General features: G+C 66.4%; 16 protein-coding genes. 9 read left to right on the top strand and 7 right to left on the bottom strand.

Translation table 11 applies throughout. The features are described from left to right. Positions 1-588, bottom strand: a 588-nt coding sequence (locus RT123_RS12880) for an amino acid--tRNA ligase-related protein (RefSeq protein ID WP_313009510.1), incomplete at its 3' end; no start/stop codon positions are given. 129 nt (positions 589-717) lie between these two features. On the opposite strand from RT123_RS12880, the gene RT123_RS12875 reads away from it, so the two are divergent. From RT123_RS12875 to RT123_RS12860, 4 genes are all read left to right on the top strand, one after another. Beyond that, a complete protein-coding gene (locus RT123_RS12875; RefSeq protein WP_235551325.1) occupies positions 718-1,041 on the top strand; it encodes a YciI family protein in 324 nt (107 codons plus the stop codon). Positions 1,042-1,127: 86 nt separating this feature from the next. Then, positions 1,128-1,808, top strand: coding sequence for a chromosomal replication initiator DnaA (locus RT123_RS12870; RefSeq protein ID WP_313009509.1), 681 nt, complete (start codon positions 1,128-1,130; stop codon positions 1,806-1,808). A gap of 60 nt (positions 1,809-1,868) precedes the next feature. Beyond that, complete coding sequence (locus tag RT123_RS12865; protein WP_313009507.1) at positions 1,869-4,085, top strand: RNA degradosome polyphosphate kinase; 2,217 nt, start codon at positions 1,869-1,871, stop codon at positions 4,083-4,085. After that, positions 4,085-5,572 carry a Ppx/GppA phosphatase family protein gene (locus RT123_RS12860; protein WP_165116133.1) on the top strand — a complete coding sequence of 496 codons (1,488 nt, stop codon included), beginning with the start codon at positions 4,085-4,087 and terminating at the stop codon, positions 5,570-5,572. Before RT123_RS12865 ends, RT123_RS12860 begins: the two co-directional genes overlap by 1 nt. 12 nt (positions 5,573-5,584) lie before the next feature. On the opposite strand, the gene rnd is transcribed toward RT123_RS12860, so the two are convergent. Continuing rightward, positions 5,585-6,733, bottom strand: a complete 1,149-nt coding sequence (gene rnd / locus RT123_RS12855; protein WP_313009506.1) for a ribonuclease D — start codon at positions 6,731-6,733, stop codon at positions 5,585-5,587. Between the two features lie 79 nt (positions 6,734-6,812). Here rnd and purM point away from each other — a divergent pair, with 79 nt between their 5' ends. Then, positions 6,813-7,850, top strand: coding sequence for a phosphoribosylformylglycinamidine cyclo-ligase (gene purM, locus RT123_RS12850; RefSeq protein ID WP_313009505.1), 1,038 nt, complete (start codon positions 6,813-6,815; stop codon positions 7,848-7,850). 23 nt (positions 7,851-7,873) lie between these two features. Here purM and RT123_RS12845 read toward each other — a convergent pair whose 3' ends face one another. After that, positions 7,874-9,484, bottom strand: coding sequence for a S10 family serine carboxypeptidase-like protein (locus tag RT123_RS12845; protein ID WP_313009504.1), 1,611 nt, complete (start codon positions 9,482-9,484; stop codon positions 7,874-7,876). 142 nt (positions 9,485-9,626) lie between these two features. On the opposite strand from RT123_RS12845, the gene purN reads away from it, so the two are divergent. Together purN and RT123_RS12835 are read left to right on the top strand one after the other, a co-directional pair. Next, positions 9,627-10,229, top strand: coding sequence for a phosphoribosylglycinamide formyltransferase (purN, locus tag RT123_RS12840; protein ID WP_313009503.1), 603 nt, complete (start codon positions 9,627-9,629; stop codon positions 10,227-10,229). An 87-nt stretch (positions 10,230-10,316) separates the two neighbouring features. Next, positions 10,317-12,386, top strand: a complete 2,070-nt coding sequence (locus RT123_RS12835) for a M13-type metalloendopeptidase (protein WP_313009501.1) — start codon at positions 10,317-10,319, stop codon at positions 12,384-12,386. Positions 12,387-12,477: 91 nt separating this feature from the next. Here the strand turns inward: RT123_RS12835 and RT123_RS12830 are convergent, their stop codons facing one another. Then, positions 12,478-12,678 (bottom strand): YMGG-like glycine zipper-containing protein, encoded by a 201-nt coding sequence (locus RT123_RS12830; protein ID WP_017504673.1) that lies wholly within the window; start codon positions 12,676-12,678, stop codon positions 12,478-12,480. A gap of 171 nt (positions 12,679-12,849) precedes the next feature. Further along, positions 12,850-13,269 (bottom strand): nucleoside-diphosphate kinase, encoded by a 420-nt coding sequence (ndk, locus tag RT123_RS12825; RefSeq protein WP_017504672.1) that lies wholly within the window; start codon positions 13,267-13,269, stop codon positions 12,850-12,852. 151 nt (positions 13,270-13,420) lie between these two features. On the opposite strand from ndk, the gene RT123_RS12820 reads away from it, so the two are divergent. Both RT123_RS12820 and RT123_RS12815 read left to right on the top strand, forming a co-directional pair. After that, positions 13,421-15,316 carry an ABC-F family ATP-binding cassette domain-containing protein gene (locus RT123_RS12820; RefSeq protein ID WP_313009500.1) on the top strand — a complete coding sequence of 632 codons (1,896 nt, stop codon included), beginning with the start codon at positions 13,421-13,423 and terminating at the stop codon, positions 15,314-15,316. Next, positions 15,313-15,564, top strand: coding sequence for a DUF2164 domain-containing protein (locus RT123_RS12815; RefSeq protein ID WP_313009498.1), 252 nt, complete (start codon positions 15,313-15,315; stop codon positions 15,562-15,564). Before RT123_RS12820 ends, RT123_RS12815 begins: the two co-directional genes overlap by 4 nt. Positions 15,565-15,645: 81 nt before the next feature. Here the strand turns inward: RT123_RS12815 and RT123_RS12810 are convergent, their stop codons facing one another. Together RT123_RS12810 and RT123_RS12805 are read right to left on the bottom strand one after the other, a co-directional pair. Next, positions 15,646-15,867 (bottom strand): DUF3126 family protein, encoded by a 222-nt coding sequence (locus tag RT123_RS12810; protein WP_039243756.1) that lies wholly within the window; start codon positions 15,865-15,867, stop codon positions 15,646-15,648. 72 nt (positions 15,868-15,939) lie between these two features. Next, the coding region (locus RT123_RS12805) for a DUF1624 domain-containing protein (RefSeq protein WP_313009497.1) at positions 15,940-17,106 on the bottom strand (1,167 nt) is incomplete at its 5' end.

The raw sequence follows: 17,106 nt of genomic DNA, 5'->3' as shown, positions 1-17,106 counted from the left end.
CTGGGGCAGCGCATAGAACTTGCCCGGATGCAGTCGCGACGGCACTAGGAAGTCGCGCGCGCCTTCCGGCGACGAGGCCGTCAGGATCGGCGTCTGATACTCCAGGAAGCCCTGATCGACCATGCGACGGCGGATCGAGGAAATCACCTTGGAGCGCAGCACGATGTTCTTGTGCAGTCGCTCGCGGCGCAGATCCAGGAAGCGGTTGGCCAGGCGGATATCCTCGGGATATTCCTGATCGCCGAAGACCGGCATCGGCAGTTCGGCGGCTTCGGACAGCACCTCGACGCCCTGGACGCGCACCTCGACCTCGCCCGTGGGCAGATTGGGGTTCACCACCGAGGCGTCGCGGGCGACCACCTCGCCATCGACCTTGATCACGCTCTCGGCGCGCAGGCGCTCGACCGCGGCGAAGCCTGGCGTCTCGGGGTGCAGCACCAGCTGCGTCAGGCCGTAGTGGTCGCGCAGGTCGATGAACAACAGGCCGCCGTGATCGCGCTTGCGGTGGACCCAACCCGACAGGCGAACAGCGGAACCGGCGTCGGAGGCGCGCAGGGCGCCGCAGGTGTGAGAGCGATAGGCGTGCATGAAACGAACCGTCTGGAGTCTCTGGGCGGTGGAATCCGACGCCGTCGGCGCCCGAAATCGAAGCGGCGTAGGGCGCATCATCGCCCCGGAAAGTCAAGGTTTCAGCCGTTGCAAAGCCTGCCGCTGCGCATGATATCTGACGCTTCCATCCCGCCCGAGGCCGCCATGTTCATCGTCACCATCACCTACACCCAGCCCATAGAAGCCATCGAGGCGCGGACGGTCGAGCATCGCGCGTGGCTGGATCAGCATGTCGCCAGCGGCCTGATCATTGCCGCCGGCCCGATGGTGCCGCGCACGGGTGGCATTCTGGTGGTGCGCAGCGGGAGCACAAAGGAGGAGCTGGAGGCCCTGCTGAAGGCCGATCCGTTCCAGGTTCACGGCCTGGCCGATTACACGGTGACCGAGTTCAAGGCCGGCAAGCTGAACCCCGCCCTTGCCGAATTCGCCTGATTTCATCCACAGGGGCGCGGTTCGCTCCCCGCAACCAACAGCGCGGACCTGACGCGGTTAACGCCGGCCTCTGCTATGACAGGGGCATGTCCGCGCTGAGCGCCCTGCCCCCGACGACGACCGAACAGCTGCGTCTGCCGCTGGAGCGGCCGGTTGCGGGCGAGGCCTTCGTGACGTCCGATAGCAATGCCGAGGCGGTGCGCGTTCTGGCCCGCTGGCCCGACGGCGTGGGCGCGGTGCTGGCGCTTCACGGCCCGCCAGGGTCGGGCAAGAGCCGCCTCGCCGCCGACTGGGCCGAGCGGGTCGGCGCCGTGCCGCTGAACGGCGCCGAGGCCGCGCTCATCGATCCGCTGGAGCTGGAAGGCCGGCCGGTCCTGCTTGACCGTGCGGCGGACGCCGACGACGAAAGCCTGTTTCATCTGATTAATCTGGCCAACTCCGGCGGCGGCGCCCTGCTGCTTGTGTCGCGTTCGGCCCCGCGCCAGTGGTCGGTCGATCTGCCCGACCTGCGTTCGCGGCTGGACGCCGTGCGCGCCGTCGCCATCGCCGCGCCCGACGACGCCGTCCTCTCGGCCATCCTGCGCGCCCGTTTCGCCGAACGCAGCATCACCCCGTCCGACGACGTGATCGACTATCTGGTCCGCCGCCTGGACCGTTCGGCCGAAACCGCCGCCGCCGTGGTCGAACGTCTGGACGCCCTCCACCGCCCGGTCACGCGCGTTCTGGCGCGTCAGGTGCTGGACGTCATGGACGCCGCCGCCGACTGACCCGCGACATTTTCTCGGCGCCCGCTTGCGGCCGTCACACACGCGCGCGAGAACCGGATCATGACCGACGCCGCGATCCATGACGACACCCGAGGCGAAGAGGTTCCCGCCTCTCGCGCCCCTCAACTGGCGCTGAGCGAAGAGCTGATGGCCTCGCCCCGCCGGTTCTTCAATCGGGAAACCTCGTGGCTGGCGTTCAACGAACGGGTTCTGGAAGAGGCAGCCAACCCCAACCACCCGCTTCTGGAGCGGCTGCGGTTCCTGTCCATCTCGGCCAATAACCTGGACGAGTTCTTCATGACCCGCGTCGCCGGTCTGAAGGGCCAGTTGCGCGAACGCCTGCGCGTCCTGTCCGCCGACGGCCTGACCCCCGCCGAACAGCTGGAGCGGATCAACATCGCCGCCGGCGAGCTGATGGCCGAACAGCAGCTGCGCTGGCGTCAGCTGAAGAAGGAGCTGACGGTCGCCGGCATCGAGATCGTCGACCGTCAGAAGATCACCAAGACCGAGAAGGAGCGTCTGGAACCCGAGTTCCTGAACCAGCTCTTCGCCGTCCTGACGCCGCTCGCCATCGACCCGGCGCACCCCTTCCCCTTCCTGCCCAACCTCGGCTTCTCCCTGGCGCTGAAACTAAAGCGCAAGGGCGAGACCAAGACCTTCTACGCCCTGGTGCCGGTGCCGACCCAGGTTCGCCGGTTCTGGGAACTGCCGACCGACGGCCGCTCCACGCCGGGGCACAAGCGATTCATCACGCTGGAAAACGTGCTGCTGCTGTTCATCGACCACCTGTTCCCCGGCTGCGAGGTTCAGGAAAAGGGCGTTCTGCGCCTGATCCGCGACTCGGACATCGAGATCGAGGAAGAGGCCGAGGACCTGGTCTTGGAGTTCGAGGAGGCGCTGAAGCAGCGTCGTCTCGGCTCGGTAGTGCGGGTCAAGATCGAGGCGTCCATGCCTGTCGATCTGCGCGACTTCATCGTCGGCGAGCTGGAGGCCGCGCCCCAGGACGTGGTTCTGGTCGACGGCATGCTGGGTCTGGCCCAGCTGTCGGACCTGATCCCCGGCGGCCACCCGGACCTGAAGTTCAAGGGCTATGAGCCGCGCTATCCCGAACGCGTCCGCGACAATGGCGGCGACGTCTTCGCGGCCATTCGCGAAAAGGATCTGCTGATCCACCACCCATTCGAGAGCTTCGACGTGGTGGTTCAGTTCCTGCGTCAGGCGGCGCGCGACCCCAACGTCATCGCCATCAAACAGACGCTGTATCGCACCTCCAAGGACAGCCCCATCGTCGCCGCCCTGATCGAGGCGGCCGAGAACGGCAAGAACGTCACCGCCTTGGTCGAGCTGAAGGCCCGCTTCGACGAAGAGGCCAATCTGCGCTGGGCGCGAGCGATGGAGCGGGCCGGCGTCCACGTCGTCTTCGGCTTCGTCGAATACAAGACCCACGCCAAGGTCAGCGTGGTGGTCCGGCGCGAGGGCGAAGGCCTGCGCACCTACTGCCACTTCGGCACTGGCAACTATCACCCCGTCACGGCCAAGGTTTATACCGACCTGTCGCTGTTCTCCTGCGACCCCGTCCTGGGGCGCGATGCGACGCGGGTGTTCAACTACATCACGGGCTATGCGACGCCGGACCACCTCGAAGCCCTGGTCGTCTCGCCGCTGAATATGAAGGCCACGCTGATCGAACTGATCGGCAAGGAGATGTCGGCCGCCGCCATGGGCAAGCCCGCCGCCATCTGGGTCAAGCTGAACGCCCTGGTCGATGTCGAGATCATCGACGCCCTCTACCGGGCCAACCAGTGGGGCGTGCGGATCGATCTGGTGGTGCGCGGCATCTGCTGCCTGCGTCCTGGCGTACCAGGCCTGTCGGAGAATATCCGGGTCAAATCGATCGTCGGCCGCTTCCTGGAACACAGCCGCATCGTCTGTTTCGCCAATGGCAAGGACCTGCCGCATGACAAGGCCAAGGTCTTTATCTCTTCGGCCGACTGGATGACGCGAAACCTGGATCGCCGGGTCGAGCTGATGACGCCGATCCGCAACGCCACCGTCCACGATCAGGTGCTGGACCAGATCATGGTCGCCAATCTGAAGGACGACGCACAAAGCTGGGTGCTGGACGCCGAAGGGCGCTATACACGCGTCACCCCCGCCGATCCTGAGCGGCCCTTCTCGGCCCACAAATACTTCATGACAAATCCCAGCCTGTCCGGGCGCGGCCGCAAGGCCAAGAGCCTGCCCGCCGTCCTGCGCTACGAGCGTCCAGGCCGCTGATGCCCGACATCACGCTTACCGACCGCGACATCGCCGCGATCGACATCGGTTCAAACTCGGTTCGACTGGTCCTTTACCGGCTGGAAGGCCGTGCGATCTGGACCGTCTATAATGAGAAGGTTCTGGCCGGCCTGGGCCGCGACCTGCCGACGACACGCAAACTGTCGCCCGAGGGCGTGGTCATGGCGATGACGGCGCTGCGCCGCTTCGCCGCCGTGCTGGAAGGCGTGCGGCCGGACGCGACCCTGATCGCCGCCACCGCCGCCGTGCGCGAAGCCTTGGACGGGCCGGAGTTCTGTGAGCGGGTCGCCGCCGAGACCGGCCTCCAGATCCGCGTCCTGTCGGGTGAGGAAGAGGCCAAATACGCGGCCATGGGCGTTTTGGCTGGCGCCCCCCTGGCCCACGGCGTCTCGGCCGACATGGGCGGCGCCAGTCTTGAGCTGACCCGGCTGAACGGAGACGGCGTCGAGAACGGCCTGACCCTGCCGCTGGGTCCGTTTGCTCTGGCTGACGGCAAGGCCTTCGACGCCGAGCGCATCAAGGCCCGTATCGATCAGGCCCTGAAACCGATCGCAGGCCAGTTCAAGAGCGAGCGCCTCTACGCCGTGGGCGGCGCCTGGCGGACCCTGGCTCAGGTGCAGATGGGCCTGAAATCCTATCCGCTGAAGGTCGTACATCAGTATCAGATGTCGGCCGATGAGGCGCTGGAGACCGCGCGTCTGGTCGCGCAACAATCGGCGGCCAGCCTGGCCAAACTGCCCGGCGTGTCGAAGAAGCGCGCCGAGACCCTGCCCTACGCCGGGCTGGTGCTTGAGGCGTTGATCAAACATCTGGGTCTCAAACAGATCGAGATGTCGGCCTGGGGCGTGCGGGAGGGCCTGCTGTTCGAGACGCTGGACGAGGCGACGCGCACGGCCGATCCGCTTCTGGCCGGTTGCACCGCTCTTGGCGGTCGCCAGGGCGTGGCCCCCGCCCTGCCCGGCGCGCTCAACGGCTGGATTTCCGAAATCGTCGCCGCCCTGCCCGAGGTGTTCGGCGAGAAACGCGACGCCGTGCTGGTCAGCGCCGCCTGCCGTCTGGCGGACCTGGGCGCGCGGCTGCACCCGGATCACCGGCTGGAGCTTGTCTTCGACCAGGTGCTGCGCGCGCCCGTCGCCGGCATCAGCCACACGGAGCGCGCCTTTTTGGCCAGCGCGATGAACGCCCGCTACGGCGGCGCCCCCGCCACGCCGCAGCCCGAGGTCATCGACCGCCTGCTCGACGCCGCCGCCGCCAAACGCGCCCGCGCCATCGGCCTGGCGATCCGTCTCGCCTGCGATCTGTCCGGTCGCTCGCCCCAGCTGATGGCCAACGCCACCGCCAAGGTCAAAGGCGGCGACCTGCGCCTGACCGCGACCGAAGGCTACGCCGACGTCCTCTTGGGCGAACAGACCAAGAAGCGCGCCAAGGCCCTCGCCGAGGCGATGGACCTGGGGCTGAAGATTTAGGCTAAACGGCCCCTACTCGATCTCGACGACTTCCACCCGCGCGCCGTTCAGCACCAAGGCAATCTCGCCGCGCTTCAACTTCAGCGCATCCTCGCCGAAGATCTGGCGGCGCCAGCCCTTCATGGCGTCGATGTCGGCGTCGTCGCTGATGGCGATCTTTTCCAGGTCCGACACGGTGGCGATCAGCTTGGAGGCCACGCCGGCGTTGTCGCTCTTGGCCTTCAGCAGCACCTTCAACAGCTCCACCACCGACGGCGGGGCCGGCTGGCGGTGGGCGGGGCGCTCCATCTCGGGTGCGTGCGATTCGGGATCGGCCAGAACCCGTTTCAGCTCCTCGGACAGTTCCAGACCCAGGCGTGAACCGCCGAAACCCTTGGGCACCGAGCGCAGGCGATTGAAAGCCTCGACATCCGTCGGAGTCTGCTGGGCGATCTCGTCGATGCCCTCGTCCTTCAGGATGCGGCCGCGCGGCTGGTCGCGCTCCTGCGCCGCCCGCTCGCGCCAGACGGCGACGGCCTTGAACGCCGCCAGATATTTGGCCGAGAACTTCTTGGGCTTCAGCCGCTTCCAGGCGTTTTCGGGATTGGTGTCGTAGAGGGCCGGATCGGTCAGGCTCTCCATCTCCGACATCACCCACTCCAGCCGGCCTTCCTTCTGCAGCCGGTCGCGCAGCTTGGGATAAAGCGCCGCAAGGTGGGTCACGTCGCCCAGCGCATAGACCAGTTGGTTCTCCGACAACGGCCGGCGCGCCCAGTCGGTGAAGCGGCTGCCCTTGTCCACCTCGATGCGCAACATCTGCCGCACCAGCGAATCATAGGCGACCTGTTCGCCGAACCCGGCGGCCATGGCGGCGACCTGGGTGTCGAACATCGGCTTGGGCATGGCCCCCAGGCGCACGAAGATTTCCACGTCCTGGCGACAGGCGTGGAAGACCTTCACGATCTTCTCGTCGCGCAGCAGGTCCAGGAACGGCTCCAAATCCAGCCCATCCGCCATCGGGTCGATAATGGCGGCGTGATCGGCCGAGGCCGCCTGGATCAGGCACAGCCTGGGCCAGTAGGTCGTTTCCCGCATGAACTCGGTGTCGACCGTGATGAAGGGGGCTGTGGCTACGCGGGCGCAGAAATCGGCCAGCGCCTCGGTGGTGGTGATCGGCGTCATTCCGATGCTATAGCCCCGCGCATCCTACCTGTGGCAAGAGCCGCGCTGCATTTCCGCCCCGATTCAGGCCCGAGATCCCATGAGCGACACCCAAAAGCCTCTCGAAAACGGTCTGACCTACGCCGATGCGGGCGTGGACATCGACGCGGGTGAAATGCTGGTCGAACATATCAAGCCGCTGGCGAAATCGACGGCGCGCCCCGGATCGGAGCCCTCGCTGGGCGGATTCGGCGCCCTGTTCGACCTTAAGGCCGCCGGCTTCCAGGACCCGCTGATCGTCACCACGACCGACGGCGTCGGCACCAAGCTGAAGATCGCGATCGAGACCGGCCGTCATGACGGCGTCGGCGTCGACCTGGTCGCCATGTGCGTCAACGACCTGTTGGCCCAGGGCGCCGAACCCCTGCTGTTCCTCGACTATTACGCCACCGGCCGGCTTGAGATCGACGCCGCCCGCCGCGTCGTCGCCGGCATCGCCGAGGGCTGTCGCCAGGCCGGCTGCGCTTTGGTCGGGGGCGAGACCGCCGAAATGCCGGGCATGTACACCGAGGGCGACTACGATCTGGCCGGCTTCAGCCTGGGCGCCGTCGAGCGCGGCCACGCCCTGCCCTATCTGCATCGCCAGGCGGCCGGCGACGTCATCATCGGCCTGGCCTCCACCGGCCCGCATTCCAACGGCTATTCGCTGGTGCGCAAGGTGGTCGAGAAGTCCGGCCTGACCTGGGGCGACGACGCCCCCTTCGCTAAGGACCGTTCGCTGGCCCAGGCCCTGATGGAGCCGACCCGCATCTATGTAAAGCCGGTCCTGCCGATCATGAAGGCGGGCCTGGTCAAGGGCGCGGCCCACATCACCGGCGGCGGCCTGATCGAAAACCCGCCCCGCTGCATCGCCGAGGGTCTGCAGGCCCGCTTCGACTGGGACGCCTGGCCCATGCCCGCCGTCTTCCAGTGGCTGGCCGAAACCGGCGGCATCAGCGACCACGAGATGCGCCGCACCTTCAACTGCGGCGTCGGCTTCATCCTGATCGTCGCGCCCGAGAACGCCGAGCCCGTGCTGGCGGCCCTTCTCAACGCCGGCGAAGTCGCCTTCGTCTGCGGACAACTGGAAGCGGCCTAAGCCGCTCCCAGGTTCCGCGGGGCTTAGCGCACCCCGCCGTTCGCCGTCTCGGTGTAGAAACGCGACAGGTCGGCGTGCAGCTTCACCAGGGCGTCGTGGCTGAGATACATCATGTGCCCGCCCTCATAGTAGGTGAACTCCAGGTTCGGCCGCAGGCTGGGCTCCAGCATCATTTGAGCCAGATCGAACTCGGTCGAGAAGAAGGGCGTGGCGGCGTCGTAATAGCCGTTCAGCGACATCACCTTCAGATACGGATTTCGTCGCATCGCCGTGGCCAGATCGATGGCCGTATTCGGCGTGGTTTGCGGCCCTCCCACCGGCGGACGGTGGCTCCAGTTCCAGTTGAAGCCCGGCAGGCCCCGCGCCGACATTCGGTATTCGACGTCGGTCTTGTAGTTCAGGTCATTGGCGACATAGTCGCGGAAGATGCCGAAATAGGCCCCCGTCACGGCCGAGCTGGACGGATCATCCTCCGGCTCGCCGCCCGCCGCATCTTCATCCAGACCCATGTAGCGGGTGTCCAGCCGCCCGATCGTCTGGCGCCGGTCGCGCAGCAGTTCCTTGCGGAATGCCCCGAGGTCGACGCGCATATTGGCGTTGTCGATGAAGGTGGTCGACAAGCCGGTCAGGTCGCTCATCTGACGCACGATATCGGCGCGCTCGGCGTCAGAGATCATATGCCCCTTGGCCAGGGCAGAGGCATACGGCCCCAATGCGAAGTCACGCGCGCGCTGGACCTGTTCCTCGACCGTCGCGGCCGGGTTCGCCAGCTTGCGATGATACCAGGCCGTCGCCGCATAGGTCGGCAACAGGGTGACGAAGTTCTGCGGATAGCCAGGCTGACGCACGCCATAGTTCATGATCGACGAAAGCAGCACCACGCCGTTCAGCGACATCCCGCGATCTTCAAGCTGGAACGCCACCGCACCGGTGCGCAGCGTGCCGTAGGATTCGCCGATGATGTATTTCGGGCTGGACCAACGGCTGAACTTGGTCGTGTAGCGCATGATGGCGCGGGCGAAGGCGTCGGCGTCTCCGTCCACGCCCCAGAAGGTCGAACCCGGCGTCTCGCCCAACGGACGCGAGAAGCCCGCGCCTACCATGTCGATGAAGACCAAGTCCGTCTGATCCAGCAGGGTCTGGTCGTTCGGGCCGAAGGCGAAGGGCGCCGGCCTCACCACGGTCGGCTCATCGGTCTGGACCCGCATCGGCCCAAACGAGCCCATATGCAGCCACACGGTCGGCGAGCCTGGTCCGCCGTTGTAGAGATAGGTCACCGGCCGCGTCCCGACCGGCTGACCGTCCAGCGTATAGGCGGTGTAGAACAGGCTGGCGGTCGGCATCCCCGCGTCGTCGCGGATCGTCAGCGTGCCCGCCGTCGCCTTGTAGCGCAGCGTCTTGCCGTGGGCGTTGACCGAATGGGCCGTCGTGACTTCGGTCTCCTCGACCGGTGCGCGCGCCCAGTCCTTTTCGATCGCCTCGGCGTTGGCGTTGCGGAACCGGTCGGTTGCGGAGCGCATCGCGGCGCCTCCGCCATTGTTGCTGCTGCTGTTAGTCCCGCTTTCCTGGGCCAGCGCCGCCACGGGCGCGCCCAGCATCGCGGCGATGGCCGCGAGGCAGATCAGTCTCTTCATGCGATAGTCCCCTGTACGCGCCGACCCACGACCCCTCGCCATGCGGTCGGCGTTACACGCTAACGCCCGAATCCAGCCGACAACAAGGGTGGATCGCGTTTGAAACTTGCCAAGCGTCGCCCGCGCCGTCATGCGAGGCGCCATGTCGCCCCAAGCCGCCCCGCCCGTCCGCGTCGCCGTCCTGATCTCTGGGGCGGGCTCCAACATGGCGGCTCTGATCGACGCCGGTCAGGCGCCGGACAGCGGCTATGAGGTCGTGCTGGTGCTGTCGAACATCGAGGGCGCGGGCGGTCTGACGATTGCGGCCGCCAAGGGCGTGGCGACGGCGACCGTGACGCACAAACCGTTCGGGAAGGATCGCGAGGCGCATGAGCGGGCGGTGGACGCGGTCCTGCGCGACGTCGGTGTCGAGGTCGTAGCGCTGGCCGGCTATATGCGTGTTCTGACGCCCTGGCTGGTCGGCGGCTGGCGCGAGCGGATGCTGAACATCCACCCCAGCCTGCTGCCCCTTTATCCCGGCTTGGACACCCACGCCCGCGCTATCGCCGCCGGCGACGCCGAGGCCGGCTGCACGGTCCATCTGGTGACCGAAGGCGTCGATGAAGGCCCGATCCTGGGCCAGGCGCGCGTGCCGATCGTCGAGGGCGACACGGCCGAAGCCCTGGCCGAACGGGTCAAGACGGCGGAGCATCAGCTTTACCCGCAGGTGCTGACCGACTTCTGCCGAGACCTGCCCCGGGGTTAGCGGCGCGAAGATTACAAAAACGTCATGCGACAGACCGCCGCACCGGCGCAATGGTGCGCCCGACCTCAATCGGGACCCTCTCTATCCATGACTCGCATTCGTCTGATGGCCGCCTGTTCGGCCTGTATCGTCGTCGCTCTCACCGGCGGCGCGGCCTCGGCCCAGGACGCTTCGGCCCAGCATCCGCACGGCATGGCCGGCGCGGCCCACAGCCCCTTCGGCGCCTGGGGCTTCGATCTGGCCGGTCGCGACACCTCGGTGAAGCCCGGCGACGACTTCAACGAATATGCCAACGGAACCTATCTGCGTACGACCGAGATTCCGGCCGACAAGTCGCGCTTCGGCCCGTTCGACGTCCTGTATGAGAACGCCCAGTCCCAGCTGAAGTCGATCATCGAGACCAGCGCCGCCAATCCCGCCAACGAGAACGCCCGCAAGGTCGGCGCCCTGTACGCCAGCTTCATGGACGAGGCGAAGATCGAACAGCTGGGCGCGACGCCGCTGGCCGCCGACCTCGCCGCCGTCAAGGCAGTCACCGACCACGCCGGAATGGCGCGCCTGATGGGCGAGAGCCATTCGGGCTTCGGCGGCTCCCTGTTCGGCATCGATGTGTTCGAGGATCTGAAGAACCCCAATCTGAACTCGGCCTATCTGGGTCAGGGATCGCTGGGCCTGCCGGACCGCGACTACTATCTGAAGCACGACTTCGCCGCCCAGCGCGAGGCCTATCTGGCCTATCTGACGACCACCCTGACCGCCATCGGCTGGGCCGATCCGGCCAAGACCGCCGCCGACATCCTGGCCTTCGAGACCAAGGTCGCCGACAAGCAGTGGACGACGGTCGAGCGTCGCCAGATCGACAAGCTGTACAACCCGGCAAAGGCCTCGGACCTGGCGACCCTGGCTCCCGGCTTCGACTGGGCCGGCTTCCTGGCCGGCGCCCAGGTGTCGGACGTCGATACCTTGGTGCTGATGGAAAACACCGCCATTCCCGCTATCGCCCAGGTGTTCGCCGACACCCCAATTGAGACCCTGAAGGCTTGGCAGGCGTTCAACGTCGTCGATCAGGCCAGCCCCTATCTGTCCAAGGCCTTCGTCGACGCCCGCTTCGACTTCCGCGGCAAAACCCTGCGTGGTCAGCCCGAAAACCGTCCCCGCTGGAACCGGGGCGTGGCTCTGGTCGACGGCCAGCTGGGCGAGGTCCTGGCCCAGGAATACGTCCGCCTGCACTTCCCCGCCTCGTCCAAGGCCCAGATGGAAGCCTTGGTCGGCAATATCCGCGACGCCATGACCGAGCGGCTGAAGACCCTGGACTGGATGAGCGAGCCCACGCGCGAGCAGGCCCTGTACAAGATGTCCAAGTTCGGGGTGAAGATCGGCTATCCCGACAAGTGGCGCTCGTATGACGGACTGGAGCTGAAGGCCGACGATCTGTACGGCAACGTCGAACGCTCCTCGGCCTTCGAATGGGCCTACAAGCGCGGCAAGATCGGCAAGCCGGTCGATCCGCTGGAATGGGGCATGACGCCTCAGACGGTGAACGCCTACTACAACCCGCCGCGCAACGAGATCGTCTTCCCGGCCGCTATCCTGCAGGCGCCCTTCTTCGATCCGAACGCAGACCCGGCCGTCAACTACGGCGGCATCGGCGCGGTCATCGGCCACGAGATCACCCACGGCTTCGACGATCAGGGCCGCAAGTCCGACGGCGACGGCGTGCTTCGCGACTGGTGGACGCCGGAAGACGCCGCCCGCTTCGAGGCGCGCGCCAAGGTGCTGGGCGACATCTATGACAAGCTGGAGCCGATCCCCGGCGTGCACGTCAACGGCGACCTGACGATGGGCGAGAACATCGCCGACCTGGGCGGTCTGCTGCTGGCGCTGGACGCCTATCACAAGTCTCTGAACGGCCAGCCGGCGCCGGTCATCGACGGGCTGACGGGCGATCAGCGCGTCTTCCTGGGCTGGGCGCAGGTCTGGCGCGAGAAGTCGCGCGAGGCGGCGCTGAAAGAGCAGCTGACCACCGACCCGCACTCGCCCGGCCCGGTGCGCGCCGCCACCTCGCCGCGCAACATCGACGCTTGGTATGCGGCCTTCGGAGTCTCGCCGGACCAGAAGGAATATATTGCGCCCGAGGCCCGCGCCCGCATCTGGTAGAGGCGCCGGACGTCAGACGTAGAAAAGGCCCGGAGCGAACGCTCCGGGCCTTTTTGTCATCCGGGCTTTCGCCCCAGAGACTGAGCCTGATTTAGCGGGGCTTGGTCGCCGCGCCGGCGACGGCGCCGATGGCGGCACCGGCCACGGTCGAACCCGTGTTGCCGCCGATGACCTGACCGGCGACGGCGCCGCCCAGGGCGCCGGTGGCGGCGCGTTGTTCCATCGTCTGGCCGCAGGCGGCCAGCAGGGCCACGACGCCGATGACGGGGGCCAGTTTGATCATGGTCTTCATGGGTCTTCTCCGGGAGACGAACGAGATAATGACCACCAAACGACAAGGCCCGCGTCCGGTTCCGGGCGCGGGCCTATATAGTCACGCTATGCGAGAACGTTCGCTCTCGCATCGCTTTGTTTCGGCGCTACGCTCGGAACGCGGTTCCTCGCGACTTGAGCGCGGAGCGCCTTAGCCGACGATCTGGTCGTCGGTGAAGAACTGGGCGATCTCGATCTTGGCGTTGTCCTGGCTGTCCGAACCGTGGACCGAGTTTTCACCGATCGACAGGGCGAACTGCTTGCGGATGGTGCCTTCGGCGGCCTGTTCCGGGTTGGTGGCGCCCATGACTTCACGATAGGCGGCGACGGCGTTGTCGCCTTCCAGCACCTGAACGACAACCGGCTCGGCCGTCATCTGCTCGACCAGCTCGCCGTAGAACGGGCGCTCGGCGTGCACTTCATAGAATTTCTTGGCTTGTTCGGTCGTCAGCTTGACGCGACGCTGGGCCACGATGCGCAGGCCGGCGCCTTCGATCACGGCGTTGATCGCACCGGTCAGGTTGCGGCGCGTGGCGTCGGGCTTGATGATCGAGAAGGTACGTTCGGTCATGGGAATTGACTTCTTGTTGGGAGATTGAGTGTCGCGGGCTTATAGCGACCACCTCCCGCGTTTCCAACCGTCCCTTTTTGCATCCCTGACGCACGCCGCATGGCGACCTGCCGATTGAGGGACGCCGACCAACCGAAGAACCTTCGCCGCAATGCTTCAGATCACCGACCTGACCTTCAACGCCTGGGGCCGCAAGTTTCTCGTGGACGCCTCCGTCAGCCTGCCGCCCGGCTCCAAGGTCGGTCTGGTCGGACGCAACGGTATCGGCAAGTCGACCCTGTTCAAGCTGATCCTGGGCGAGCTTCACGCCGCTGGCGACGAGATCAGCCTGCCCAAGACCGCCCGTATCGGCTCGGTCGATCAGGAGCATCCGGCGACCCCCGTCAGCGTCATCGACACCATCCTTGAGGCCGATGTCGAGCGCCACACCCTGCTGGGCCGGCTCGAGACCGCGGAACCGGAAGAGATGGGCGAGATCTGGTCGCGCCTGATCGAGATCGACGCCGACGCCGCGCCCGCGCGCGCCGCCGAAATCCTGGTCGGCCTGGGCTTCGATCAGGAAAACCAGGCCCGGCCGATGTCGGAGTTCTCGGGCGGCTGGCGGATGCGCGTCGCCCTGGCCGCCGCCCTGTTCGCCGAGCCGGACATGCTGCTGCTGGACGAACCGACCAACTACCTCGACCTGGAAGGCGCCCTGTGGCTTGAGGCGCGGCTGAAGAAATACCCGCACACCGCCCTGATCATCTCCCACGACCGCGAGATGCTGAACGAGGTCTGCACCCACATCCTGCACCTCGCGAACCACACCCTGACCCTCTACACCGGCAACTACGACGCCTTCGAAAAGGCCCGCGCCGAAAAGGCCCGGCTGCAGTTGTCGGCCAAGGCCAAGCAGGACGCCGAGCGCGCCCACCTTCAGGCCTTCGTCGACCGCTTCAAGGCCAAGGCGTCCAAGGCCGCCCAGGCCCAGTCGCGCATGAAGCGGCTGGAGAAGATGCAGCCCGTCGCCACCACGATCGAAGAGCGCGTCGCCCCCTTCACCCTGCCCTCGCCGTCGCGCCCGCTGGCGCCGCCGCTGATCCGGCTGGAGCGGGCCAATGTCGGCTATGAGCCGGGCAAGCCGATCCTGCGCAATCTGAACCTGCGCATGGACCTGGACGACCGCATCGGTCTGCTGGGCGTCAACGGCGCCGGCAAATCGACCTTCGCCAAGATGATCGCAGGCGCTCTGGACGTGTCCGAGGGCGAACTGCACCGCGACAGGAAGATGCGCGTGGGCTGGTTCCACCAGCACCAGATCGAGGCGATGGACCCGACGGACACGCCGCTGGAAATCATCCGCCGCGCCATGGCGGACGCGCCCGAAAGCGCCCGCCGCTCCAAGCTGGCCCAGTTCGGCCTGGGCTATGAGAAGCAGGAGACCACGGTCGACAGCCTGTCGGGCGGCGAACGCGCGCGCCTGCTGCTGAACATGGTGGCGATGGACGCGCCCCACGTCCTGATCCTCGACGAACCGACCAACCACCTGGACATCGACAGCCGTCGCGCCCTGCTTGACGCGCTAAACTATTACAACGGCGCCGTCATCCTGATCACCCACGACCGCTCGTTGATGGAGATGGTGGCGGATCGCCTGTGGCTGGCCGCCGACGGCACGGTGAAACCCTTTGATGGCGACATGGACGACTACGCCAAATTCGTCCTCGACCGCGCCAAACAGGCCATCGCCAAGCCCAGCCAGATCAAGAAGGAAGAGGCCAAAGCAGACTCAAGCGCCCGTGCCCAGAACCACAAGAACCGCAAAAACGACAAGAAATCGGGCCCTTCGCCCTCGACCCTGCGTCACGCGGTCAAGAAGGCGGAGGAGACCATGACCCGCCTGACGGCCGAGATCGCCCGCATCGACGACGACATGGCCACCGCCTCGGTCAGCAATCCCAAGGCCCTGGAAGGCCTGACCCGCGCTCGCGCCAAGACCGAGGCTGATCTCGCCGCCGCCGAAGCCGCCTGGGTCGCCGCCGAAGAAGCCTTAGCCGAGGTCGCATGAAGCCGATCGAAATCTCCAAGGAAGACCGCGCGGCGATCACCGCCAAACTGCGCGACTACTTCGCCCGCGAACTGGATCAGGAACTCGGCCAGCTTCCGGCCGAGATGCTGCTGGACTTCATTGGCAAGGAGATCGGCGGCGCCTTCTACAATCGCGGCGTCCACGACGCCCAGCAACTGGTCCAGCAAAAGGCCGAGGACATCGTCGAGGCGCTGTACGGCCTCGAACGCGCGGCCCCCACGCGCTGACCGGCCCGTATCGCTGAACAGGTCGGCCCAAACGAAAACCGCCCGGCGCATTCACGCCGGGCGGTCGGATCGGTCGGCGTTTTAGGCCGGAAGATCTTCGGCCAGAATCGCCATTTCGAACATGAACGAGCCTTCCTCGTCCTCATCCTCGAAGACGATGCCGATGAACTCGTCGCCGACATAGACCTCGGCAGAGTCATTCTGCTTGGGGCGGGCCTTCACGATGATGCCGCCGGTGTTGAAGGTGCGCTTGAGGTGCGCCTCGATGCGCTTCAGGTCGGTGTCTTTCACGGGGGGCCTCATGGTCTGGACGTTGGCGGCGGACCCTAGAGACATCGGCGGTTCAGGGAAACTGGCGCCGCGCATTTTCCCGTCTCAGAGATACTTCATCCACCATTGCGAACTGCGCCGCTTGACCCCGCCGAACCAGCGGCAGGCGAACCAGCAGGGCACGGCGACCACGGCCGCCAGCAGCCATACCCAGCCGACGCCGGGCACGCCGAAGCCCTCGCCCTGATTGGCGCCGAACAGCATCAGGGCCGCCAGATTCAGCAGATGCAGCCCATAGAGGTGGATCAGATAGAAGAACAGCGGCGCTCCGCCAAAGACCGCCAGCACGCCGACCAACCGCTCCGGCGCTCTTTCCAGCCCCGCCAGGATCAGCGCCCCGACGCCCAGCGTCAGCAGCAGAAAGTCGGCCGACGGCGGATATTTGGTCAGGTTCAGAACGCTCATCACCGTCTGGATCGGCGTCGCCTGCACGGCCCACGGCGCATCGCCATAGACATTGATCGCCCGCAGCACGACGAACAGAGCGAGCGCGCCCAGCCCCGTCAGCACCAGCCGCCTCAGCCGCGTCCTCTGCCCGCCTGCGAACCACGGCCCAATGGCGTAGCCCAGCGCCGCCACGCCGATCCACGGCAGAAGCGGGTAGGAGGTCCTCGCCTGGCCACTCCACGGCAAATCGATGAAGCCGCGATCATGCAGCACGGCCCAGATCGCATGTCCCGGCTGCCCTGCCGCGATGGTGATCGGGTCCAGCAGATTGTGACCCAACACGATGACCAACCCCACGCCGATAAGCACCGCGCGCGGCAGATGCACCAGGGCCGCCAGCGCGATCATCGACAGGCCGATGACCCAGATCACCTGCAGATAGATCAACTCGGGCGTGATCGCGAAGGTCCAGGCGAAGTTGACCACCGTCAGTTCCAGCACGACCAGAAACAGACCGCGTTTCAGCAGAAAAGCCGATGCCGCGCCGGCTCCGTGCCCGCCGCCTGCCTGCTTGTTTCCGTAAAGCCAGGCCCCCATTCCCGTCAGGGCCACGAACACCGGCGCGCACAGATGGGCCGACAGCCGGGTGAAGAACAACGCCGGCGAGGTCGTCTCCACATTCATCGGGTCCGAGACCTGGGCGTGGATGAAAAAGAACTCCCGCGCGTGATCGACAAGCATCAGCAGGATGACCAGCCCGCGCAGGGCGTCGATGGATCGGATCCGACCGACCGCACGGCTTGGCGCGGAAGTCGAAGAAGCGGA

Source organism: Brevundimonas vesicularis, from assembly GCF_032067225.1.
GTDB classification, from domain to species: Bacteria; Pseudomonadota; Alphaproteobacteria; order Caulobacterales; family Caulobacteraceae; genus Brevundimonas; species Brevundimonas vesicularis_F.
This window is presented reverse-complemented; position numbering and strand designations above follow the sequence as displayed.